This window comes from Brevibacterium sp. HMSC063G07 (genome assembly GCF_001810665.1).
Lineage (GTDB): Bacteria > Actinomycetota > Actinomycetes > Actinomycetales > Brevibacteriaceae > Brevibacterium.
Map to the genome: position 1 here is coordinate 450598 of NZ_KV802321.1, position 22344 is coordinate 472941.

Annotated in this window: 23 protein-coding genes and 2 tRNA genes; 11 read left to right on the plus strand and 14 right to left on the minus strand. The window is 60.3% G+C overall.

Going from position 1 to position 22344, the window contains the following annotated elements:
• Window positions 1–10 precede the first annotated feature (10 nt).
• The 5 genes from HMPREF2757_RS02110 to HMPREF2757_RS02130 form a co-directional block, all read right to left on the minus strand.
• On the minus strand, window positions 11–1255 hold the full coding sequence (locus HMPREF2757_RS02110; protein WP_070572887.1) for an EAL domain-containing protein: 1245 nt from the start codon (window positions 1253–1255) through the stop codon (window positions 11–13).
• 101 nt (window positions 1256–1356) lie between these two features.
• Window positions 1357–2835, minus strand: a complete 1479-nt coding sequence (locus HMPREF2757_RS02115; protein ID WP_070572889.1) for an MFS transporter — start codon at window positions 2833–2835, stop codon at window positions 1357–1359.
• A 63-nt stretch (window positions 2836–2898) separates the two neighbouring features.
• The gene (locus HMPREF2757_RS02120) at window positions 2899–4068 is read right to left on the minus strand and encodes a glycosyltransferase (RefSeq protein ID WP_070572890.1); all 1170 of its coding nucleotides are present in this window, start codon (window positions 4066–4068) and stop codon (window positions 2899–2901) included.
• A gap of 2 nt (window positions 4069–4070) precedes the next feature.
• Entirely contained in the window at window positions 4071–4964 is an 894-nt protein-coding gene (locus tag HMPREF2757_RS02125; protein ID WP_226829155.1) for a DUF2070 family protein, read from the minus strand.
• A 105-nt stretch (window positions 4965–5069) separates the two neighbouring features.
• Window positions 5070–5142, minus strand: a tRNA-Asn gene (locus HMPREF2757_RS02130).
• Window positions 5143–5498: 356 nt separating this feature from the next.
• Between HMPREF2757_RS02130 and HMPREF2757_RS12170 the strand changes: the two genes are divergently transcribed.
• On the plus strand, window positions 5499–6590 hold the full coding sequence (locus tag HMPREF2757_RS12170) for an NlpC/P60 family protein (RefSeq protein WP_083304042.1): 1092 nt from the start codon (window positions 5499–5501) through the stop codon (window positions 6588–6590).
• 135 nt (window positions 6591–6725) lie between these two features.
• Here the strand turns inward: HMPREF2757_RS12170 and HMPREF2757_RS02145 are convergent, their stop codons facing one another.
• On the minus strand, window positions 6726–8417 hold the full coding sequence (locus HMPREF2757_RS02145) for an AMP-binding protein (protein WP_070572898.1): 1692 nt from the start codon (window positions 8415–8417) through the stop codon (window positions 6726–6728).
• Window positions 8418–8559: 142 nt separating this feature from the next.
• On the opposite strand from HMPREF2757_RS02145, the gene HMPREF2757_RS02150 reads away from it, so the two are divergent.
• From HMPREF2757_RS02150 to HMPREF2757_RS02185, 8 genes are all read left to right on the plus strand, one after another.
• Window positions 8560–9378, plus strand: coding sequence for a ribokinase (locus tag HMPREF2757_RS02150; RefSeq protein WP_070572900.1), 819 nt, complete (start codon window positions 8560–8562; stop codon window positions 9376–9378).
• Between the two features lie 143 nt (window positions 9379–9521).
• Complete coding sequence (locus tag HMPREF2757_RS02155) at window positions 9522–10775, plus strand: inorganic phosphate transporter (RefSeq protein WP_070572901.1); 1254 nt, start codon at window positions 9522–9524, stop codon at window positions 10773–10775.
• Window positions 10772–11104, plus strand: a complete 333-nt coding sequence (locus HMPREF2757_RS02160; protein WP_256174357.1) for a peptidase — start codon at window positions 10772–10774, stop codon at window positions 11102–11104. Before HMPREF2757_RS02155 ends, HMPREF2757_RS02160 begins: the two co-directional genes overlap by 4 nt.
• Window positions 11105–11155: 51 nt before the next feature.
• Window positions 11156–11968 carry a DsbA family protein gene (locus HMPREF2757_RS02165; protein WP_061942687.1) on the plus strand — a complete coding sequence of 271 codons (813 nt, stop codon included), beginning with the start codon at window positions 11156–11158 and terminating at the stop codon, window positions 11966–11968.
• Entirely contained in the window at window positions 11965–12777 is an 813-nt protein-coding gene (locus tag HMPREF2757_RS02170) for a cytochrome c biogenesis CcdA family protein (protein WP_070572903.1), read from the plus strand. The genes HMPREF2757_RS02165 and HMPREF2757_RS02170 overlap by 4 nt, the downstream gene beginning before the upstream one ends.
• Before the next feature lie 77 nt (window positions 12778–12854).
• Window positions 12855–12927, plus strand: a tRNA-Ala gene (locus HMPREF2757_RS02175).
• 292 nt (window positions 12928–13219) lie between these two features.
• Entirely contained in the window at window positions 13220–14239 is a 1020-nt protein-coding gene (adhP, locus tag HMPREF2757_RS02180) for an alcohol dehydrogenase AdhP (RefSeq protein WP_070572905.1), read from the plus strand.
• Between the two features lie 88 nt (window positions 14240–14327).
• The gene (locus HMPREF2757_RS02185; RefSeq protein WP_070572907.1) at window positions 14328–14549 is read left to right on the plus strand and encodes a hypothetical protein; all 222 of its coding nucleotides are present in this window, start codon (window positions 14328–14330) and stop codon (window positions 14547–14549) included.
• A 102-nt stretch (window positions 14550–14651) separates the two neighbouring features.
• Here HMPREF2757_RS02185 and HMPREF2757_RS02190 read toward each other — a convergent pair whose 3' ends face one another.
• The 4 genes from HMPREF2757_RS02190 to HMPREF2757_RS02205 are packed head-to-tail and all read right to left on the minus strand — an operon-like array spanning window position 14652 to window position 18250.
• The gene (locus tag HMPREF2757_RS02190) at window positions 14652–15572 is read right to left on the minus strand and encodes a metal ABC transporter permease (RefSeq protein WP_070572909.1); all 921 of its coding nucleotides are present in this window, start codon (window positions 15570–15572) and stop codon (window positions 14652–14654) included.
• On the minus strand, window positions 15569–16525 hold the full coding sequence (locus HMPREF2757_RS02195; RefSeq protein WP_070572911.1) for a metal ABC transporter permease: 957 nt from the start codon (window positions 16523–16525) through the stop codon (window positions 15569–15571). Before HMPREF2757_RS02195 ends, HMPREF2757_RS02190 begins: the two co-directional genes overlap by 4 nt.
• On the minus strand, window positions 16512–17300 hold the full coding sequence (locus HMPREF2757_RS02200) for a metal ABC transporter ATP-binding protein (RefSeq protein ID WP_070572913.1): 789 nt from the start codon (window positions 17298–17300) through the stop codon (window positions 16512–16514). Before HMPREF2757_RS02200 ends, HMPREF2757_RS02195 begins: the two co-directional genes overlap by 14 nt.
• 11 nt (window positions 17301–17311) lie before the next feature.
• Complete coding sequence (locus HMPREF2757_RS02205; protein ID WP_070572915.1) at window positions 17312–18250, minus strand: metal ABC transporter substrate-binding protein; 939 nt, start codon at window positions 18248–18250, stop codon at window positions 17312–17314.
• A gap of 188 nt (window positions 18251–18438) precedes the next feature.
• On the opposite strand from HMPREF2757_RS02205, the gene HMPREF2757_RS02210 reads away from it, so the two are divergent.
• Complete coding sequence (locus HMPREF2757_RS02210; RefSeq protein ID WP_070572916.1) at window positions 18439–19299, plus strand: alpha/beta fold hydrolase; 861 nt, start codon at window positions 18439–18441, stop codon at window positions 19297–19299.
• Between the two features lie 29 nt (window positions 19300–19328).
• Window positions 19329–19613 carry an antibiotic biosynthesis monooxygenase family protein gene (locus HMPREF2757_RS02215; RefSeq protein ID WP_070572918.1) on the plus strand — a complete coding sequence of 95 codons (285 nt, stop codon included), beginning with the start codon at window positions 19329–19331 and terminating at the stop codon, window positions 19611–19613.
• Window positions 19614–19757: 144 nt separating this feature from the next.
• On the opposite strand, the gene HMPREF2757_RS02220 is transcribed toward HMPREF2757_RS02215, so the two are convergent.
• From HMPREF2757_RS02220 to HMPREF2757_RS02235, 4 genes are read right to left on the minus strand one after another with little or no spacing between them, the layout of a single operon-like run.
• Window positions 19758–20150 carry a cation:proton antiporter gene (locus HMPREF2757_RS02220; RefSeq protein ID WP_070572920.1) on the minus strand — a complete coding sequence of 131 codons (393 nt, stop codon included), beginning with the start codon at window positions 20148–20150 and terminating at the stop codon, window positions 19758–19760.
• Window positions 20150–20410, minus strand: a complete 261-nt coding sequence (locus HMPREF2757_RS02225) for a monovalent cation/H+ antiporter complex subunit F (RefSeq protein ID WP_070572922.1) — start codon at window positions 20408–20410, stop codon at window positions 20150–20152. The genes HMPREF2757_RS02220 and HMPREF2757_RS02225 overlap by 1 nt, the downstream gene beginning before the upstream one ends.
• On the minus strand, window positions 20407–20772 hold the full coding sequence (locus HMPREF2757_RS02230; RefSeq protein WP_370919373.1) for a Na+/H+ antiporter subunit E: 366 nt from the start codon (window positions 20770–20772) through the stop codon (window positions 20407–20409). Before HMPREF2757_RS02230 ends, HMPREF2757_RS02225 begins: the two co-directional genes overlap by 4 nt.
• Window positions 20769–22295, minus strand: coding sequence for a proton-conducting transporter transmembrane domain-containing protein (locus tag HMPREF2757_RS02235; protein WP_070572925.1), 1527 nt, complete (start codon window positions 22293–22295; stop codon window positions 20769–20771). Before HMPREF2757_RS02235 ends, HMPREF2757_RS02230 begins: the two co-directional genes overlap by 4 nt.
• Window positions 22296–22344: the final 49 nt, after the last annotated feature.

Here is a 22344-nt window from a genome sequence, read left to right on the forward strand (position 1 = left end):
GTGTGCTCTTCTAGCGTTTCTGCAGGCGAATGCGCGAAAGCACCGAGCGCGCAGCATCAACGCTGGCGTAGCGCTCTGTAGTGATGAACAGGTCGAATTCACGCCGACCGTCAGCACCGAGTTCATTGCGACGGTGTGCGCTGACCATACTCGACCAGTCGGGCCCGATGACGATCACCGCGTACTCGTCACGCAGAGCATCGGAATGATCCACCGGGCCGGACCGAACGGTTGGCATGGGCGCTTCATCGAAGCCACCCGACAGGACAGCGGCCAGCCCCGCTGTCCTGCCTACAGTGCGGTAGGCGCTGTCAACCTTCTCGGGCAGCTGATCCTCTTCCCCGAAGACACCCACGACGATCGCAGACGAACCCACCGCCGAAGCGCGCTCCAGCAGCTGCACCATGTGTTCGATCATGAAGTCATAGTCGACAAGCAGCGGATCAGCCTGCAGGCCCAGCGCAATCGAGTACGGGGTGCCCTGAATCTGCTTATTGCGGGTGCTGTGGACCGACATCGCATCTTCGGGCGGAATGTTCACCGGGTTCGGCCGCTCTGTGGGAGACGCATACAGCTCCCCCGTAGCGAATCGTGCACCGAGCGCATTGACCATCATGAGGTCGTCGTCTGAATCAACGCCTTCTGCCACAACAACAGCTCCGGTGCGTTCGGCGTGCGCGCGAAGGAGAACGTTGAGCTTCGCCAAGTGCTCTTTGTCTTCGATTCTGAGCACGTCTGGGTGGAGAGCGACAACAGCGGGATTGACCAGAGGCAGATACGCGGTCGTCGCCAAATCGAGGCCGACACCCGATATTCCGATTGACCAGCCCAGCTGGCGCGCAGATCGCACAGAGCGCAGCACCGTTCCGGGCTGAGCCGCAATGCTCGAAGGTCCAAGCTGCAGAATGATCCGCGCATCGCGGTCACTGCGGTCCTCAAGAGTGACGAGCGATTCGGGCTCGGAATTGACGAACAGCCGTGTGTGAGAAGCAAGCCCCGCGGTTTCTGCGTCTCGGAGAGTCTGCTCGCGAATTGAGGAATCGATGTCACCGACCATGTGCGAGGCACGAACCGCTCGGCGCAGTTCCTGGGAGCTGATCGGCTTGCCATCTGTCTGTGCGCAGTGGCTTACGCGGTACCCGGCATCGGTGCCTGTGATGACATCAACGACGGGTGAAAAGAGCGAGCGCACTCCCCCGGAGCGCACAAGCTCCTCAAGATCCGGTCGTTCGCCGGCGCTGACGTCGTTTGACACTGAGGTTACTCCCCTTTTCCTTTTGCGGGCGCTGCAAGTGTCTCATATTCACGCTGCCGCAATCAGACAAATCTTATGCGGGCGGAGTCCTCATGCAGGGTTCAGCTGGAGGGCACCGTCTGCCGACCGGGGGTCTGATTGCCGCCGTTTCGGCCAGACACGACCACGTCCCACACAGCCACTGCGGCAGCAGCACTCATGACGATTCCGATGACCGTGAAAGCAGTGATGAAGGCGGTATTCCAGCCCGAAGCTGCTTCGACCGTGAACAGTATTCCGGTGATAGCCGCAATGCCGACCGCCGTGCCCACCCGCTGACCGGTCTGCAGAACCCCGCCGGCGGCACCGGAATCCCGCACCGGCACCTCGAGCAGGGTCAGAGTCTGATTCGGGCTGACAATGCAGCCCTGTGCTGCACCCAGGACGGACAGAGGGAGCATGAGCCACCAGATGCTCAGCCCACCCGCATCGGCCAGCAGCACAACACCGATCGAACCGGCAATCGAGGCAATGGCGATCACCATGCCCCAAAGAACCAAGCTCCGGCCGTAGGCGAGAACCCTGCGGCCCGCCCAGGCGGAAGTCCAGATGGTTCCAAGCGCACCAGGCAGTCCGATGAGTCCAGCGTGGAGGGGCGAGAAGTCATGGCCGCCCTGGAGGAAGACGGCCGACACCACCCACACGCTGGTCGTCCCCATGAAGTACAGACCGATGAGCAGCGAGCCGTTGGCGAAGCTTGGGATTTTGAACAGGCTGAGATCAACCATCGGCTCGCGGCCCCTGGCCTTGTATCGCTTCTCCCAGAAAGCCCACACCACGATGAGCGCGACGCCGACGACCACAAGGGAGAAGACCCACGCTCCGAGCTCCCTTTCCATGAAGGGAAGCATGACCAGCAGGATCGCCAGAGCAAAGAGGACTGTGCCGACGGGGTCCATATCGGCTCGGGACTGTCTGCGATCAGCCGCCCGCCCAGTCTCCGGGGTGCCCTTCCACGCGCTGTCCGGAAACAGCCGGAGCGCCGCAGCAGCGGCGATGAGGGCAAAGGGCACATTGATGAGGAATGAGGCCCTCCAACCCCAGCTGTCTCCGAACCCGGCCATGAACACACCGCCGAGCACAGGGCCGATCGCCACTGAAATGCCCACCGTCGAACCGAAATAGCCGAATGCGCGACCGCGCTCAGCACCGGAAAAGTACTGTTGGATAAGGCCAACGGTCTGCGGATTGAGCAGACCCGATCCGAAGCCCATAGACATGCGGGCGATGTTGAGTACGACTTCATTGGGCGCTAAACCCGCTAGGAGCGACGCCGCACCGAAGAGAATCGCGCCGATGACGAACAGCCTGCCGCGACCGTAGACGTCACCGGCACGCCCGGCCGCAACCAGAAGCACGCCGAAAGACAGCGTGTAGCCCGACAGCACCCACTGGAGTGCCGATGACGGGGCGTTAAGATCCCGGCCGATGGCCGGCAGAACGACGTTGACGATCGATACGCTCAGCAGAGACATGAAAACCGGGATGAGCACAACTGACAGAATCTGCTTCTGCTGCTGTGTCAGCTTTCCGGGCTTCACGCTGTGTGCTGCCTTTCTATCGTCTGCTTCAAAATCAATGGTCTTCAGCCGCCGAGGTGGAACTCAGTTTCCGAGGAGACCGAAGTAGATCTCTTCAAAGCTGTCGAGGGTCGCTGAAATGTCGTGACGAGCTGCAATCGCCTGGGCCGCTTCGCTCATTCTTTGTCGCGCTTGAGCTGATGCCGTTGCAATCTCCGTAAAGGCCTGAGCGTAGCCGTCGGTATCCCGCGGAGGAATAAGCCTGCCGTTGACACCGTCGTCGCACAGGTGCGGAAGGGCCACTGCGTCGGCAAGAACGACGGGAACACCCGTCGCCAAAGCCTCCAGCGTCGCAATCGACTGCAGTTCAGCGGTTGAGGGCATACAGAAGACATCAGCCCTCTGATAAGCGGCCACAAGCTGGGCATCGCTCACTTTTCCCCGCAGAACCACGCGGTCGGCTATTCCGAGCTCATCAGACAGGTCCGCGAGAATCTTTTCCTGTTCGCCAGAACCGATGATCTCGGCGCACAGGCCGAGTTTCGGATCAGTTTTGGCGATTGCCTCAAGAATGTCCTCGATGTGCTTCTCAGCCGACAGCCGACCGACGAAGAGAACGGTCGGCGATGCGCTGCTGCCATCGTCTGCCGGCTGGCCAGGATGAAAATGAGACAAATCGATTCCGCATGAAACGGCGCGAATAGGGGCGTCAAAGCCGTGTTCGTGGAGAAGGTCCGCGGCCAGCTGAGTGGGAACCGTGATGTAGTCGGCAGACTGATACTGCTTTTTCAGATCCCACCACGCCGCTTTCTCTGCCGCGGCAACGACTGCGGAGGGAGCGGTGACATACGGCGCAACGTTCTGCGGCATGAAGTGGTTGGTTCCGACAATGGGAATCCGGCGCCGGCGGGCAGCAGTGAACGCTCGCCGACCGATGACGAAATGCGCCTGAGTGTGGATGATGTCAGGCTGGATCTGATCGATGAGCCGGTCAAAAGCAGGAGCGACGTTCCACGGCATGCAGATCCTCCACGTGGGGTGAAGCGGCCAGCGCCGAGATTTGATGTAGTGAACTTCCACCCCGCGTTCATCCGCCTGATGGTAGGCCATGCCGCTTGGTGAGGGGCAGATGACGTGGACGCTGTGACCGCGCCCGGCCAGCCCTTGAGCCAGCTGCTGGGCAAATGTTGCAGCGCCGTTGACTTCCGGAGCGTACGTTTCGGCGGGGATGACGATTGTGAGGGGACGGTTCATGTTCACTGTGTGGTCGGGGACGGGATGTTGCCGTCGCGCGCTCGGCGCTCCAGCACATCAGGGTGGAACCGGGCTAGGACGATAACTCCCAAGCACGCTACCAGCCCCGCCGCAACCATGATCACAGGAACCCACGCAGGTGCAGCAGCGGCCTCATCGAGGACAGCAGCGCCGAGGATAACCGCAACGATCGGGTCAATCACCGTAAGCCCTGCAATGACTATTTCAGGCGGACCCGACGCATACGCTGCCTGGACGAACCATGCCCCTACTCCACCGCATGCGGCCACGCTTGCGAGGTTGACCCAGGTGATGGCAGGCAGTCCTCCGGCAAGAAACTGGGCCGCACAGACATGCGTGTTGCTTGCCACACAGGCAAACAGCACGGCTGCGCTGACCACATTGAAAAGCTGCTGTGGTCGGCGCAGGACAAGACGACCAATCACAGTGATCACAAGAAGCGCAGCTGACACCCACGCCATCGGAAGAGCCTCCGTGCCGTACCTGACCCGAGACACTGCAAAAAGCGACGATACGCCGACAAAACCGGCAACGCCGACAAAGCAGAGGAGAACAGCGGTGTAGACCCGTCGCTTGAATATAAGGCCACGAGCAAAGCGGGCTATGAGAACGGAGACGGCGAGAGAGATCGCGCCAACCGGCTGAACGACCATCACAGGAGCAAGAGCAAGCGACAGCACCCCGGCGGTGACGGCGATCCCCATGACTGCAGTGCCCAGCAGCCACCTGGGCGATGTGAACAGCCGAAAAAAAGAGCGAACGCCGAAGCGCTCCGACTCATGCGAAGTGGTTACTCCGGAGTGCTGCACAGCCGCTCCGATCGCAAGTCCTACCGCAGATACCAGCGCAAACCCCAAGGCTGCCCAAATGTTCACTCCAGCACTGTACAGCGTCAAGCCGTTCGCCAGCACAAAGAACCGCAGGACGGCACGGAAAAGATAAGACGAGAAAGCCCCGATCAGATGATCGGGGCTGATGTGCTCCTCCGGCTGGGCTCGAACCAGCGACCCTTCGATTAACAGTCGAATGCTCTGCCAACTGAGCTACGGAGGAATAGTGCTCATCACGAGCACGAGTCATAACTCTAGAGCACCCTGTGCGCGTATGCAAATCGCTCCAGCGGGGCCAGCGCAGACCGCCCAACCCAGCAGGGTCCACACACCCGCCAGCAGCATGTTCACAAAAAGATTACGAAGAGGTTTCACCGCAAACCCCAACACGATCAAACCCGCCACGACCAGCGAAAACTTCCAAACCCTCAGCACAGTTCAAGTCGACACGCCGACAGTTTCATAAAGTCATTGTGACAATGTTGCAGTTTTGTCATATTATGGTTTTTCGAACTGAACAGCCTAGGCTTCGACCTTCTTCCTCCTTCGAGTCGGGCCGTTAGTTTTATACGGGGAAACATGTCTCTTTTGAATAAAGTGACGGTCGCCGCAACAGCGGCCGTCATGCTATTCGGCACGGGCATCGCATCCGCTCCCGCGGTCAGCGCTGCCCCCGCTACTTCCCAGGGAGACACTGGCAAGGCCAGCAGCCTGGGTGGTACGCAGATAGAAACTGAATCAGAAGAAGCCGGACCGGCGCAGATGAGTGCCGCAGCCAAGCAGCACGCTCGGCTGCTCGGCAAGCCAACCAGCGAAGTCAAGTGCACTATCAAGCACAACGGCTGCTATCAGGCCTTTGCAAAAGGTGCACTGTTCTTCTCGCCGGTGACGGGTGCCCAGCCGGTTGTTGACGAGATGTGGAAGCAGTACCGCGCCAACGGCTTCGAGGACAGCTCCTGGGGCTACCCGGTCGACGCTCCCGTCGTTCACGAAGACGGCTCCGTCACCCAAGACTTCCAGGGCGGCCGCAAGGAGACCGCAGCGCCCGCACCGAAGCCCGCTCCCGGCGGCACCGCCGAAAGCGCGCCGGAACAGAGCTCTGAACCCTCACCGAAGCCCAGCACTTCACAGGCACCTTCGGAATCACCATCAAAGCAAGCTCCGCGGCCGAAACCGTCAACACAGGCTCCCTCGCCGTCGACGCAGGCGCCCTCACCAGCACCTAAGCCCAAGACCAAGAAGAAATCGGCCCCCAAACCGAAGCCGAAGGCCAAGAAGAAGGCTCCGAAGGCCAAGAAGTCGACAAACCTTTCCGAAGCCCAACTGCGCAAGAACATCATCAAACATGCGCGCAATGGCATCGGAACCCGCTACGTGTGGGGCGGCACCAGCCCCACAAAGGGCTGGGACTGCTCAGGGTTCACCCAGCACGTGTACCGCCAGAACGGAATCAACATCCCACGCGTGTCTGGTGCTCAGCGCAGTGCGGGCAAGGTGGTCAAGGCGTCCGAAGCCAAGCCTGGCGACATCATCTGGACACCCGGCCACGTCGGCATCGTGTCTGACAAGAAGGGCAAGATGATCGACGCCGGTTCACGCCGCACCGGCACATCCGAGCGCAGCTACAACTGGATGGTCAAACGCGGAGCGAAGTTCATCCGCTACATCTGATGCGCACGCGCCAGCTCAGCTGACGACATCACAGCCACAGGTGAGGGCCGCAGACACCCAGTCTGCGGCCCTCACCTATGGCTGTTTTCAGGGCACCGCACCGGAAAGTGGGACTCCCAGCCTGCGGCGCGGCGATCAACCTGCAGAGACGATCTCCGCTCCTTCCGCGCGCAGCTCGACCTTGCGGATCTTGCCGGAAACGGTCATCGGGAACGACTCCCTGACCTCGACGTAGCGCGGGATCTTGTAGTGGGCCAATTTGCCCTGGGCGAATTCGCGAACGTCATCAGCTGTCAGCGTCTCTTCTCCTTCGCGGAGAATCACCCAGGCCATAAGCTCTTCGCCGTACTTGGGGTCGGGAACGCCGACCACCTGCACATCGCGAATAGACGGGTGGGTGTACAGGAACTCTTCGATCTCACGCGGGTAGACGTTTTCGCCGCCGCGAATAACCATGTCCTTGATCCGACCGGATATGTCGAGATAGCCGGCTTCGCTCATGATCCCAAGGTCTCCGGTGTGCATCCAGCCATCGGGATCGAGCACCTCGGCAGTTTTGTCCGGCTGGTTCCAGTAGCCCTTCATAACGCAGTAGCCGCGAGTGCATACCTCCCCCTTCTGGCCTCTAGGCAGAGTCTCCCCCGTCACCGGGTCGACGACCTTGACTTCCGTGTGCGGCATAACGGTGCCCACGGTTTCGGTACGAGCTTCAAGCGAGTCGTCGACCCGCGTCATGGTGGACACGGGTGCGGTCTCCGTCATCCCGTAGCAGATCGCCACTTCAGACATATTCATTCGGCCGATGACGGCCCGCATGACTTCAACGGGGCACGTGGATCCTGCCATGACGCCGGTGCGCAGCGTCGACAGATCATAGTCTTCAAAGTTCGGCAGTTCGAGTTCGGCGATGAACATTGTCGGCACACCGTAGAGCGAGGTCGCCTTCGTCTTCTCAACTGCGCTCAGGGCTGCGCTCGGATCGAATCCTGCGCTGGGAATCACCGCCGTGCTTCCATGGCTGAAGGCTGCGAGAATGCCGATGACCATCCCGAAGCAGTGGAAGAACGGCACGGGAAGAACAACCGTGTCCTTTTCGGTGTAGGCCAGGTTCTCCCCAATGAGAAAGCCGTTGTTGAGAATGTTGTGATGTGTCAGAGTCACACCCTTCGGAAAACCGGTTGTTCCCGAGGTGTACTGCAGGTTTATCGGCTCATCACAGTTGAGGGTGTCTGTGATCTGGCGGATGCGAGTGCGGATCTTGGCCCCGTCGTCAGCCAACAGCCTCTCCCCTGTTTCGAGGAGGGCGGAGAAGCGGCTTTCCGCGTTGATGTCCTGCTGCCGCATAGGGGTGGCAGTCTGCTCCTGCGATGTGTCAACGTAGACCACCGACAGGTTCTCGAGCTTCGCAGCGACCGCGCTTGTCACTTCGACGAAGTCGATGTGAGGCGGTGCAGCCACCTGACTGATGAGCATCGAGGCTCCGGAGTGTTCGAGGATGAACTCCAGTTCGTGCTCCCGGTAGGCGGGGTTGATGTTGACGATGATGACGCCGAGCTTGGCGGCCGCGTACATTGTCAAAACCCATTCGGGAATATTCTGGGCGAAGATGCCAAGCCGGTCGCCCTTCTTGAGCCCTCGGTCCATAAGAGCGGCGGCCAAGCGGTCTGTGTCACGCTCAAGTTCCGCGTAGGTCCACGAACGGCCTGTGGGAAGGTCGAGAAGTGCTTGTGCATCCGGGGCCTGTGCTGTCTGCACGGCAAAATGGCCGGCGATGGTGTCGCCGATAAGCCCTGCCGAAGCAGGGCCGGATGAATACGATAGGGTCACGGCTCTGTGCTCCTTGCTGTTGTTTTCACACGCCTGTGTGCGATGAAAATCACTTTGCCATAAACGAGCTTTGGTTTCTACAAACACAGCAGCTTCTGCAGACACCACCTACCACCAGGACTTTCACGCCTATTATGGAGGCATGGGCAAAGTCATAGTCCTCGGATCGATCAACATCGACACGGTCATCCGCACACCCCGCTACCCTCGCTTGGGCGAAACGCTCATGGCAAACAGCGTGCGCACCATGCCGGGAGGAAAGGGGGCCAACCAAGCAGTTGCGGCCAACCGCGCCGGTGCTGAAACACTGTTTCTCTCGTGCGTGGGATCAGACGCCCAGGGCGCCTTCTACCGCAAACACCTCGAGGCTTCGGGACTGGACACGAATTTTGTGCGGACAACCGCGGGGCCGACGGGCTCAGCGACGATCATCGTCGAAGATGCGGGCAACAATGCGATCCTCTTCGATCCCGGTGCCAATGCAGCTGTCGGCGAACCGGAAATCGAGACCATCCTCAACCTGGCACAGCCGGGCGATGTTCTGTCAATCGTTTTGGAAATCCAGGACCAGACGGCCCTGCGCGCTCTTGCTGTGGCTCAAGAGCGCGGTGTCACTACCCTGCTCAACCCCTCCCCCTGGACGCCTGCCGCTCAGAGCCTCGCCGATTCAGCCGACATCGTGATCGTCAACGAACAGGAATCTGCCCGGCTCAACCGAGTCGACGAAAGGGTCTGCATAACATTCGGCGCTCAGGGCGCCCTGTGGCGCGGCGTCCACGCTCCCGCACGCCGTATTGAGGCGGTCGACACCACCGGCGCAGGCGACACTTTCGCCGGAACACTGGCCGCGGCGGTTGCGCGAGAGCTTTCAACGGAAGAGGCCCTGCAGACAGCGACAGCAGCGGCGACACGAGTCTGCGAACACGACGGCGCGCAGGACTGGAAAACGCTGGATTCCTGAGATTTTCCCCTGCGTTCATTTCGCGTTAACGTAAGCCTTGTCATCTTTCGGTTCCACACCGACCCTCGTCCGGCCGAGCGCGCTCTGCGGGAACGGGTCCCTCGCCAAGCGGAGCCGACCTCGCACATAAGCGGAAGCAGACAGTGGATTTCGTCCTACTCATCGTCGTTCTCGTCATCGCCTTGGCGCTGTTCTTCGATTTCACCAACGGCTTTCACGACACGGCAAACGCCATGGCCACCCCGATTGCGACAGGTGCTCTCAAGCCGAAAACGGCGGTGGGACTCGCCGCAATTCTCAACCTCATCGGAGCTCTCCTGTCGACGGAGGTGGCAAAGACTGTTTCCGGCGGCATCATCAACGAAGAGCAGATAGGCGGGCAGCTGTTCCCCTCCCTCATCTTCGCCGGACTGATCGGCGCCATCTGCTGGAACATGCTCACGTGGCTCTTGGGCCTGCCCTCAAGTTCGTCGCACGCTCTTTTCGGCGGACTGATCGGCGCGACGGTGGTCGGCATCGGGTTTACAGCCGTCAACGTCGGCGGCGTCCTGTCCAAGATCGTTCTGCCGGCCATCCTCTCGCCGCTGACAGCCGGCATCATCGCCTTCGTCGCGACCAAGGTCGCATACGGCGTTACCCGCCGCTACGACAAAAAACCCTCGGGCCGTGACGGGTTCCGGTGGGGTCAGATCCTCACTTCAAGCCTCGTTGCACTCGCCCACGGAACGAACGACGCACAGAAGACGATGGGCGTGATCACCCTCGTCCTTATCGCGGTCGGCTGGCAGTCGTCTGCCGATCACGATCCGCAGATGTGGGTTGTCCTCGCCTGCGCCTTCACAATTGCCCTGGGTACGTACATGGGCGGCTGGCGAATCATCCACACGCTCGGCAAGGGCCTCACCCAGGTACGCCCCGCTCAGGGGTTCGCGGCTGAGTCCTCGACAGCAGCGACGATTCTCGCGTCCTCCGCCCTCGGCTTCGCACTGTCGACGACCCAGGTCGCGTCAGGTTCTGTCATCGGTTCGGGCATGGGCAGGCGCGGCTCAACCGTGAAATGGTCCATGGCCGGAAAGATCGTGCTCGGCTGGCTGGTCACTCTGCCGGCCGCGGGCCTCATCGGTGCTCTGGCCGCGTTTTTCGTTGTTCTTTTGGGCAACGTCGGTCTTGTCATTGACTTCTTCGCAGCCACTGCAATTGTTCTCGGCCTCTACCTGTACTCGAAGCGCGACAGCGGCAAATCGGCCGAAGTTCTGTCACACGATGTCGCCGATGCCGGCCTCGCGGTTGACGTTGAAACCGACCTCCCACCCACGCCACGGCAGGCACGTGCTCAGGAGCGCCGCCGCATTGAACGGATCAGCCTCGATGGTGACAGCGGAAAGGAAGAATCGTGATCACAATTGACTGGGGCGCATTCCTCCTGGTGTTCGTTTCCGCTTTGGCGGCAGCCGTGTTCCTCGTGGGCTTTTATGCCCTCGGGCTGCGCCTGTTGGTGGCCGGCGGCAAGCCTCCGGTGGTGCACCCGGCAGAGTTTCCCGACGCCATAACCGTGATGTCACCCAAGCAGATCCGCAAGGCGGAAAAGAAAGCAGCCAAAGCAGCCAAAAAGGTGCCACTGTCGCCTGGTGCACAGAAGCTCGTGCTGCTGTGCGCCTACTGCTGCTTTGCCCTGTGCGCAGCCGTCATCGTCTTCGGTGTTCTGCTGCTGTTGGTGTTCCGCTGATACTCCCGCTCCTCCAGGATTTGTGACGGTTGGGCCGATAGGGTGAGAAGCATGGCCGAAAACTCACCTCACAGCACCAAGCAGGGGCGCAGTCGCACCGCCTACATCATCATCGCCATTATCGCGGTGGCGGCCTTCATCGCGGTTGTCGCACTCGCACAGTTCACGTCCGGCGGCACGCCCTCCGGTGACGAGCAGGCACAGCGCAGTGCCCCCTCCGCCTCGTCCGCCGATGGGGACAATGCGCAAGAAGAAGGCGATTCATCGGAAGGTGCGGAAGCCGCAGCCGCCGAGGAAGGCGAATGGGTTCGCCGGGACGCAGACGACTCCGCCGCTGTTGGCGATGTTGACGCTCCCGTCGTCATCACCGAATGGACCGACCCGCGCTGCCCGTTCTGTGCGCACTTCCACAACAACATCCTTCCGGACCTGCAGAAGAAATACGCTGACACCGGCAAGGTGCGCTTCGAATTCATCACCGTGGCGTTCTTCGGCGAACAGTCCGCGGCCGCCGGAGCGGCTATGGAAGCTGCCGGCAAACAGGGCAAGTACAGCGAGTACTCGGATGCGCTCTATGCGGCCGCACCCGACAAGGGCCACCCTGATCTTCCGGAAGACAAACTGGTGGAGTTCGCCGAAACCGCTGGCGTCGGCGATATCGAGAAGTTCCGCAAAGACATGAACGACCAGGCGCTCATCGACAAGGTCAATGACGAAACTGCGAAGGCTCAGCAGTACTACGGAATCCAGGCAGTGCCCTTCTTCGCGTCGTCCGATGGCGAAAGCGCTCTGCGGGGTGCCCAGCCGGTAGAGAACTTCGAAGAGTTCATCGACGAACAGCTGGAGAAGGCCGAAGCTCAATGAGCCTGGGGCTTCTTGGAGCTTTTGCCGGCGGAGTTCTCACACTCTTGAGCCCGTGCTCTGCCATGCTCCTGCCGGCATTCTTTTCCTACGCTTTCACGTCACCAAAAGAGCTGCTGGGAAGGACCTTCATCTTCTACCTGGGGCTGGTGACCACGCTCGTCCCGCTGGGAATTCTCGCCGGTTCAGTCGGCGCCTTCGTCACGGTCCACCGCGAAGCTGTCGTGGCGGTGGCCGCCATTGTGGTGGCCATCATGGGTGTTCTCACAGCTCTCAACATCAACCTGCCGTTTATGCCCTCCGGGGTGCAGAGCGCGGGACGGTCATCCGCTTCGGTCTACCTGCTCGGTGCAGTCTACGGGGTCGCCGGTGTGTGCGCCGGTCCCATTCTCGGCGCCGTTCTGACTGTCGCTGCAGCGAGTGCCTCGGCACTGTGGGGCGGTCTGATTCTGGTGTTCTTCGCAGCCGGCATGGCTTTTCCGCTCGTGCTCCTTTCAGTGCTGTGGACGCGTCTGCCCGTCGTGCAGAGGATCGTGCGCCCGCGACCGGTTTCTTTCGGCCCGGTGACAACCACGTGGACAAACCTAATCGGCGGTCTGCTCATGGTGGCACTTGCCGCGCTGCTGTTCTTCACGAGCGGCACGGCCAAGCTGACTGGCTTCCTCGGTGCAGGAACGCAGGCGCGCATTGAAGGGTGGGTTCTGCAGAATTCATCAGCCGGCATCGAGTTCGTCATTCTCGGTGCCATTGCCGTGATCACTGCAGTAATCGCCGTCGTTGTTCTCAAACGCCGCGGTCCGCGCAATGACTGACTTCAGTGGCCGGGCAGTCGATTTTGCATTGGGCCGATGCATGGTCTAAGCTAGCACCTGTTGCCCAGACGGGTTCTGGGGGATTGGCGCAGTTGGTAGCGCGTCTCCATGGCATGGAGAAGGTCAGGGGTTCGAATCCCCTATCCTCCACTCGAGAAGCTTTGAGACAGCACTCGTAAAAAAGCCTCCGGTTGTTCCGGAGGCTTTTTCATTTCCCCTTCTGCCACTCTGCACTGACTGTGAGCCACTGCCCTGCATACCGGCTTCCTGGGCTCACCCTCACGCGCTGCATACCACTTGCATTTCACTGCCATGGCAACATCCTGGTTCTTCCCGCAGACCCCTAGCCATATGCGCATTCATCTATAAGACTGGTGACTGCGGCTACGTCCGCCTAACCCATAACAACGACGTTCATCATCGGATGAGTTAGGAAATTTCCATGTCAACCATGAAAGCAGCGGTTGCCGAAGAGTTCGGTCACAACCTCAATGTCTCTGACTCCAATCTGCCAGAACCCGGCGAACACCAGGCGCTGGTGAAGCTCATCGCTTCCGGTGTCTGCCACACAGACCTGCACGCCATGGAGGGCGACTGGCCTGTCAAGCCCAGCCCGCCCTTCATTCCCGGCCACGAGGGTGTCGGCATCGTCGAGAAGCTCGGCCCCGGCGAACACACCGTGAAGGTTGGCGACATGGTCGGCAATGCGTGGCTGTGGAGCGCGTGCGGGCACTGCGAACACTGCCGCCAGGGATGGGAAACGCTGTGTGAGCAGCAGGAAAACGGCGGCTATTCCGTCAACGGCTCCTTCGGTGAGTACATGCTCGTCGACACCCGCTACGCCCCGGTCATTCCCGAAGGATCTGATCCTCAAGAGGTCGCACCCGTGCTGTGTGCCGGTGTGACCGTGTACAAGGGCCTGAAGATGACCGACACTCGGCCCGGACAGTGGGTTGTCATCTCCGGCATCGGCGGGCTGGGACACATCGCTGTCCAGTACGCTGTCGCAATGGGACTGCGCGTGGTCGCAGTGGATATTGCCGAAGACAAGCTGGCTCTGGCTCAGAAGCACGGCGCTGAAATCATCGTCAATGCTCTGACAGAAGACCCCGCACAGGCCGTTCAGGACAAGATCGGCGGAGCCCACGGAGTGCTTGTCACCGCCGTCCACGAGCAGGCCTTCAGTCAGGCGATCGGCATGTCCCGCCGCGGCGGAACCATTGTGTTCAACGGTCTGCCGCCGGGCGAATTCTCCGTGTCGATCTTCAACGTCGTCCTGGCTGGTCTGACCATCCGCGGTTCGATCGTCGGCACGCGTCAGGACATGGTCGAAGCTCTCGACTTCTATGCCGCGGGCAAGATCAAGCCGACGTACTCCACACGCCGCCTTGAGGAGATCAACGACGTCTTCCAGGAGATGCGCGACGGCAAGATCGAAGGTCGCGTGGTCATCGAATACTGATGACTCCCCTGCCGCCGTCAGCGGCAGCCGACGTTCACGAGGCGGAGCTTGGCTCCGCCTCGTGAACCCAATTGAAAGGAGGTGCACCATGACTACTAAAGCCAATATCGGCTTCTGGCTATCGTTGGCAGCCTTCATCGTACTGTTCGGCGCATTCATTGCATCGGGGACCATTTCAGGAATGGAACGCGATGCGAATATCTACGGCGGGCCGTCCGAGCTGATCTTTCCCATCTCCGGAATCGGAGCACTCATTGCCGCCGCAATCGCCGCAATCTTTGCAGTGAAGGGCCGCTTCTCCAAAAACTGAGGATAACAACAGCCAACCCTCACGAGGCGGAACTCACGTTCCGCCTCGTGTTCTGTTTAGAGACTGCCGCAGAAAAGGAGACCGGAAAACTCGACTCTCTGCTCAACGCCCGGAAAGCTTAGAGCCAGCACTCATGGAAACCGCGGCTCGTTCGGAGCTTCGTACCTTTGTCCTTGCTCTCGAACGGATCTTCACAAACGCCACGGCGCTCACAAGCAGCACACCGCTGACAGCCGCCATGAGCGGAGCTGTGGGCAGGTCGAGCACATAGGCCGTCCAGAAGCCCGCCACCGCGCTGATGACAGCAATGACGAGGCTCAGTGCGATGACGACCGGCAGACGATTGCCGAACAGGACCGCAACCGCCGGCGGCACCACAACGAGCGCGACGACGAGAATAGCGCCCGCGGCATTGAACGCCACCACGACAGTTACGGCCACGAGAGCCATGAGCGTGTAGTCAACCGTTCTAACAGGCAGACCCATAGTGCGCGCCAGAACCGGATCGAAAGTCGCCAGGGACAGCACCCTGTAAGTGCAGGCGATGAAAACCGCCGTGACAGCGAAGACACCAAGAAGCATGAGCGCCGTCTGCGGACCGAGGTTCACTCCCCTGACAAGCACGTGTTCACTCGGCAGAGCCATAAGGTTCAGATCACCCGTCAGCACGGTGTCCTCACAGATGTGCACCGACTTCAGGCTCGTGGACAGAAGAATCACACCACCGGCGAAAAGAGCGGGAAAAATGAGCCCCTGATCGGCGCCTCGTGCTATCAGTCCGGTCCGGCGCAGCCATTCAGAGCCGAGCACCACGATCATGCCCATGGCCGACGCGGCTGCAATCATCCACGGCGAATGGGTTGTGCCCGACACAATCGCCCCGATGACAACACCGGGAAGAACAGCGTGAGACATCGCGTCAACGAGCATTGACTGGCGCCGCAGCACCAAGAACACCCCCGGCAGAGCACATGTCACCGCGGTGGTAACAGCCAAAAACACGGTCGCCGCTGCAATGCTCATCTGCCATCACCTCCCACAACAGCCAACCGGGCTGCATTCCGCCGGGCACGCACGGCCCTGCCGATAACCGAGCGCCGCGGGGCAAAAAGAACCGACACGAGGAAAACTGTGAAGAGCACCAACACCACAATCGGGCCTGTCGGCACTCGCCCGAAGCTGACAGCGGCATAGGACCCGACGGCGCCGGCAGCGCCGCCGATAGAACCTGCGAGCATCACCATAGATCTGAGGCTTCCCGTCCACTGGCGAGCAGATGCGGCCGGCATAATCGCAAACGCCACCATGAGGATGAGCCCCACTGACTTCACGCCGATGACGACGGCAACTGTTGTCGCCACCCCAAGTACTGGCCCGATCACGGCTGATCGATAACCCACGGTGTGCGCGAAGACCGGGTCGAAGGTGAACAGCCCAAAAGCACGCCAGCCGATGATGATCGTCAGCAGCGCCGCACCGCCGCACACCGCGATCACAAGCAGGTCTTCGTGCGTTGTGGTTGCGGCATTGCCGAAGATATACGTTTCGATTCCGCCGCGGCCCGGCAGCGACGACAGCGACGCCGAGCGCAGCAGCACGATACCGCTGCCGTAGAACAAAGCGAGAACTCCGGCCATGGCTGCATCTGAGCCCAGGCGGGTGCCGCTGATCCAATTCACGGCAAACGCCGCAAGAGACGAGGAAATCACCGCACCAATCGTCAGAGTCACCATCGACCTGCCTGACACACCGAGCACCGTTACAGCCAGGACGAAGCTGGCCGCAACACCGAAGACGGCCGAGTGGCCGATGACATCGGCAATGAGAGCCTGCCGGCGGAGATACAGGAAGCAGCCCATCGCACCCGAGAAGGCCCCAACGAGAACAGTCCCGATGAGCATGGCGCGGAACGTGTAGTTCAGCAGAAGCTCACTCGGTGCGACGAAACCCGCGGCCAGCAGATCAGCGGTCTCCACTGGGACCTCCCTCCGCTGTGAAGATGGTCCCGAAACCGTAGACCGAGCTGAATTCCCGACTTACGAGCACCTCGTCAACAGGCCCGCTGAGCACACAGCGGCCCTTGTTCAAAACGGCGGCGCGAGTGCAGAAATCGCGGACTGTCGTCAGGTCGTGGTGGACAACAACGACTGTCTTTCCGGATGCGCGCAGCTGTCGAATGACCTCGAGGACGACTTTTTCGCTCGACGCGTCGATGCCCGCCAGAGGTTCGTCAAGGAGAAACAGGCCGGGGTCCTGTGCGAGGATGCGGGCCATAAAGGTTCGCTGCTTCTGCCCGCCGGAGAGTTCAGAAATCTGCTGTCCTTCGAGATCCGCAATCCCCATGGCGTTCAGAGCTTCATCAACCCGCTGACGCCGGCTGGCGTTGATGCGGCCGAACAGCCCGACTTCGCCATACAGGCCCATCGTGACGACATCGCGCACTGTTGCCGGGAAATCCCAGTCGATATCCGCAGATTGGGGCATGTAGCCCACGTGCCTGCGCATCTGCGAAAGCGACCCACCGAAGAACTGCACCGTACCCGCCAGGGGTTTGAGCAGTCCCAGTGCTGCTTTCAGAAAAGTCGACTTGCCTGCACCGTTGGGGCCCATGATGGCAAGCACTTCCCCAACGGGAGCCGCGAGATCAACGCCGTCAAGTGCGAGCTTGTCGTGATACGCGGCTGTCAGTCCGCGCGCTTCCAACGCTGGGGCTCCCGCAATGGGTTTAGCTTCCCGAGCTCTGTTTGTCATCGATGCTCCGTTCAGCTCAGGGCTTCTGCAATTGCATTTGCGTTGTGTTCAAAAACACCGAGATACGTGTCAAGCGGGGCGGATTCGCCCAGTGAGTCTGCGTAGAGCTCCTTATCGGAGATCTCGACCTCCCACCCCTTCGCTTTGACCGCCTGCTTGAGGTGTTTGATCGCCTCTGGGCTCTTCAGGTTGTCCTGGAAGATGACCGGCACCTTGTGGTCGGCAATCGTCTTTGCAAGTTCATCAATCTCAGCAGCCGACATTTCGGATTCGGATGACACGAAGTCTGTTGCGTAGATTTCCATGTCGTAGGTCTTGCCCAGGTAGTTGAACGCGTCGTGTCCGGTCACAAGGACGCGATTCTCTTTGGGAATCCGCTCGAGCTTTTCTTTCGCATCCGCCGCAACTGCATCGATTTTCTTGTTGTACTCTTCCGCGTTAGTCGTGTACTGATCCGCGTTTTCGGGGTCGATCTCACCGATCTTCTCTGCCGAGGCCTGCACAACCTGCTTCCACAGGTCGGGTGAGTTCCACACGTGCGGGTCATGGCCTTCGATCTTGCCGTCCTCTTCCCACGGCAGCAGCTCAGATTCGTCAAGCTGTCCAGCCGCGGCAAGCTGCTTGTCGCCGAGCTTGTCCAGCTGATCCATCATCTGGTGCTCCATGTCGCGGCTGGTCCACAGCACGACGTCGGCTGAATCGAGCTTCTCGGTGTCGCGAGTGGTCAGAGGCTGAGTGTGCGGGTCTCCCCCGGGCTTGACGAGCACGGTGACATCGGCGTCGGGGGCGATGTTCCTTGCCGCGTCCCCCAAGTAGCCGGTGGTGGCAACGATGCTGAGCTGCCCCTCTTCACCGTTGCCCGTCGTGGAGGGGGCACAACCTACCGCACTCATTGCCAGTACCGCACCTGCGATGCCCGCCATTGCGCGCTTGAACCCGAGTCGCTTCATTTTCTGCCTTTCGTTGCCGCGAATCACGCATATATTAAGTTCGCTTAACACATATTAGGATCACCTAATGCCACGAACAAATAAGTGTCCGTTTATGCAGATCCGACCTGAGTCGAGCGCTCCCAAAACTCACGAGGCGGAGCCTGAGCTCCGCCTCGTGATCTGTTTCCGGGGACTACAGTTGGCATATGGCACTCGAACACACACAGGTCGCCCTCCAACTGCCCTCGGGGCAGGCACAAGCACACATCTGGACCACCGGAACACCGTCACAGCGCCAGCCGCTGCTGTTCATTCACGGTTTTCGAGGCGATCACCACGGCCTGCAGTTCATTGCCGAAAACATCAAAGGCCGACAGTCGTTCATTCCCGACCTGCCTGGCTTCGGTCAGACCCCTCCCCTGCCTGGCAAACAGACGCTTGAGACCTACACGTCATTTGTTCGCGGTCTTGCCGACTGGATTGAAAACCAGACAGGGAAGCAGCCCGTTCTGGTGGGCCATTCCTTTGGTTCGATCGTGGCGGCGAATGCTGCGGCTGACGCGGGAGCGTCCACACCCCTCGTGCTCATCAATCCGATCGTCAGCCTGCCCGACCGAGGACCGGGCCGTCTGCTCACAGTGACGGTCGACAATTACTACCGCATTGCCGAAGCCGCTCCAGAGAAAGTCGGCAATTTCCTGCTGAAGAACCGACCGACGGTGCGGCTCATGAGCGAAGCCATGGCCACCAGCCGCGACCGTGACACACGTCGTTTCATCCACGATCAACACCAGCAGCACTTCAGCAGCTTCAGCGACCGAAAATCCCTGGCTGATGCCTACCGAGTATCGACCCACCACACGGTCCGCGAGGTGGAGAAGCAGCTGACCATGCCCGTGTTGGTCATCAGCGGCAGGGCGGACGCGATCGCTTCACCTCGGGCCACTCATGAGTTCGTCAAACGCCTGCCGAACATCGAACACCATGAGTTTCCTCGCGTAGGGCATTTGGTGCACTACGAAAGACCGGCCGAGACGGCTCATCACATTGAAGACTGGCTAGACTGAAACCACACGTCCAGACATCAGGAGGAACCATGTCGGTTGTGAAAATCAATGTTCTGTCAGTGCCTGAAGCACAGGGCGAAGAGCTCGAAGCTCGGTTCGCAAAACGCGCACACAGCGTCGACCAGGCCCCGGGCTTTGAAGGCTTCCAGATGCTTCGGCCCACAGCGGGCACCGAGTCCTACTACATCGTTACCCAGTGGGACTCAGAAGAGTCTTTCCAGGCGTGGGCAGCACAGCGCACGCACCGCAGCCCCAATGAAGCCCTGTCCAAACAAGAGGGCCTGCTGGAATTCGAAGTCGTCGAATTCGACTGACCTTCGATCAGGTCGAAACCAGGCAAAGCCGGTGACCGCAGTGTGCGGTCACCGGCTTTGTCATATGCGTCCCGCCAAAAAGCTGGCAGATCGAGGCGAGGCTGCCAGCTTCGGCGGGGTTGCCATCTTCAAGGAGAAACGAACTCAGTCGTAGGGGTTGAATTCATCAACATCGGCCGCGTCACGCAGACGCCCGGGCTCAGCGAGCCGGTTGACCACAGTCTTGCGGCTGACCGGCGAACCTGACACGTATACCGCACGCGACAGCACATTCGACGCAACACTCGACACAATGATCAGCGAAAGAAAAGCGAGGATCGCCATGAACAGGTGCAGGAACCTAAAGCCCTCCGTGCTGAGCGTAAACACGTAGGCTGCCGCCAGAATCATCGGCATGGCAAGTCCCGTGCCCGGCGAGAAAACATTGATGCGGCTGAGGGCATCGCGCGCCCGGAACATGGCGATGACGGTGCCCAACAGGATGAGGCTTCCCCCGATCCCGAAGATGCCCACGAGAACGACAGCGAGCGTTTCCATCAGCGATGCCCCCTGGTGAGAATACGCGACAGAGCAATCGTCGACAGAATGCCCAACAGCGAAGCCAAGAAGATGACGTCCAGCAGAATGGACAGGTTCACCAGCATCGCTATGAACACCAGAATGCCGATTGCACAGAAGTACACGAGGTCGCCGATGATCGCCCGGGAACCGCTTTCCTTAGCGGTGAGAACGCGAATCAGACCCAGAACGATCGTGCAGGCGAGAATCGCAATGCATACCCAAATGATGACAGTCACTGCTGGTCACTCCTTCGCGGAGGAACTTCGCCGCGCAGGGCCTTGAGCAGCCTGTCCTCCATGTCATAGAGGCCTTCGAGCACATCCTGTTCGGACTCACCGAAAAGAGAGTGGACGAACAGAGTCGGCGGAGTCTTGGAAGTGCCGTACGCGGTCGCGACCACAAGTGTGCCGGGTGTGATCGTGATCGACTGAGCCATCGACGTGATTTCGAAGTCGGTAACACAGCGCAACGGCAGCTGCACGATCATGGGGTTTCCATACGGTGTGCGCCACAGATTCGATATGACATCCCACGTGCCCGACAGGATCTCCTTGAAAATCCACAGAGCGTAGGCGAACAGGCGCAGAGGCTTCATCATCGTCCCAGCACCGCCTCGATATAGGGAGTGTAGTCAAGCATGGATTCGGCGGCCGAGTTCGTAACCTCCGCAAGAGCACCCGCACCGACGAACAGGGCAACGGACACAGCGATGAGCGAAGCGCCCGGGGCCAACAGCTTAGAGGGGATGCGCACATCGGCGGGCAGATCTGTCAGGGCGGCCCTGCCGGTGCTCGAAGAGTCCGGACGGTAGCTGCTCATTGCTCCACCCCAGAAAGTGTTGCGCCACATGCGCTGCAGAGCCAGCACCGTAATGCAGGCGCCGAGCACAATGACCCCGATGAAGACGAATCCCAACGGTGCGGGATTCTCCGCGGCAGAGCGCACAATGCCGAGCTTGCCCCACAGTCCCGATGTCGGAGGCAGGCCGACAAGGGAAAGCAGACCCAGAACATAGAACACGGCGGTCCAGCGGTCGCGAAAAGCAAGGCCCGATAGGCGCCGGAATGCCCCGGTTCCGTAGGTCTGCTCAATAGCCCCGGTCAACAGCAGCAGACCGGCCATCGTAATGATGTGGTGAACCATGTAGAACATACCCGCCGACAGCGATGCGACAGTCAGCAGAGAAGCACCGATGAGAATATGGCCAACGCCGTCGGTCATCATAAAGGCCAGCACATTGCGCATGCGGTTGATGCCCCACGCCGACAGCGTTGCTGTCAGAATCGTGACAACGGCGACAATCGCCAAAGGGATCTGCCAGGAGTTCGCAGACCCATAGGCCACGGTGTAGATGCGGTAGATGCCGTAGAGGCCTACCTTCGTATGCAGGGCCGAGAACAGGGCCATCATGCCTGCCGAGGTGTCGGGATAGGACCGAACCAGCCAGCCGTGCACGGGAACAAAGCCGGACTTAATGCCGAGTGCCGTAACGACGATGGCCAAGCCCAGTCCACCCTGGGCTGTGATGTCGCCGTTCATTCCCATCTGAGCGAGCACAGCGATGTTGACAGTCCCCAGAGCGGCGTAGACAAAGCCGACGCCCATCACCAACAGCGTGGAGGTCAGCAGGTTGACCATGACGAACATGCGACCGATGCCCAGACGCTTCCACGTGCCGGTCACAGCGATGAGTGCGTAGCTGGGAAGCACCATCACTTCGACCATCACGAAGAAGTTGAAGAGGTCCCCGGTGAGAAACGCGCCGGTGACACCGGCCATCATCATGAGCACGAGCGACGGCAGGAAGCGGTACTGGTCTTCGCCGGTCACAACGAGGAACCAGCAGCACACCACCGCGGCAAGCGAAGTGACGAGCACCATGAGCGCTGCGAACGCGTCGACCACAAATGGGATTGCCAATCCGCCTTCGTAAGCGCCGACGTTTTCGGCGTAGACGCTGCCGTCGATCGTGGCTATGAGCATGTAAACAGCCGCTGCCGCATTGATCAGCGGAATGCCGAGCAGCGCGACCACATTGAGCACACGATGACGGATAAGAACCGTCAGCGCGGTGCCGAACAGCGGCAGGCCGACAAGAACGGTGAGAAGAGCAGCGCTCATGATTCGCCCTCCCGCAGTCCCTGTTTGACCTCGGCGAGAGCTGAGTCGC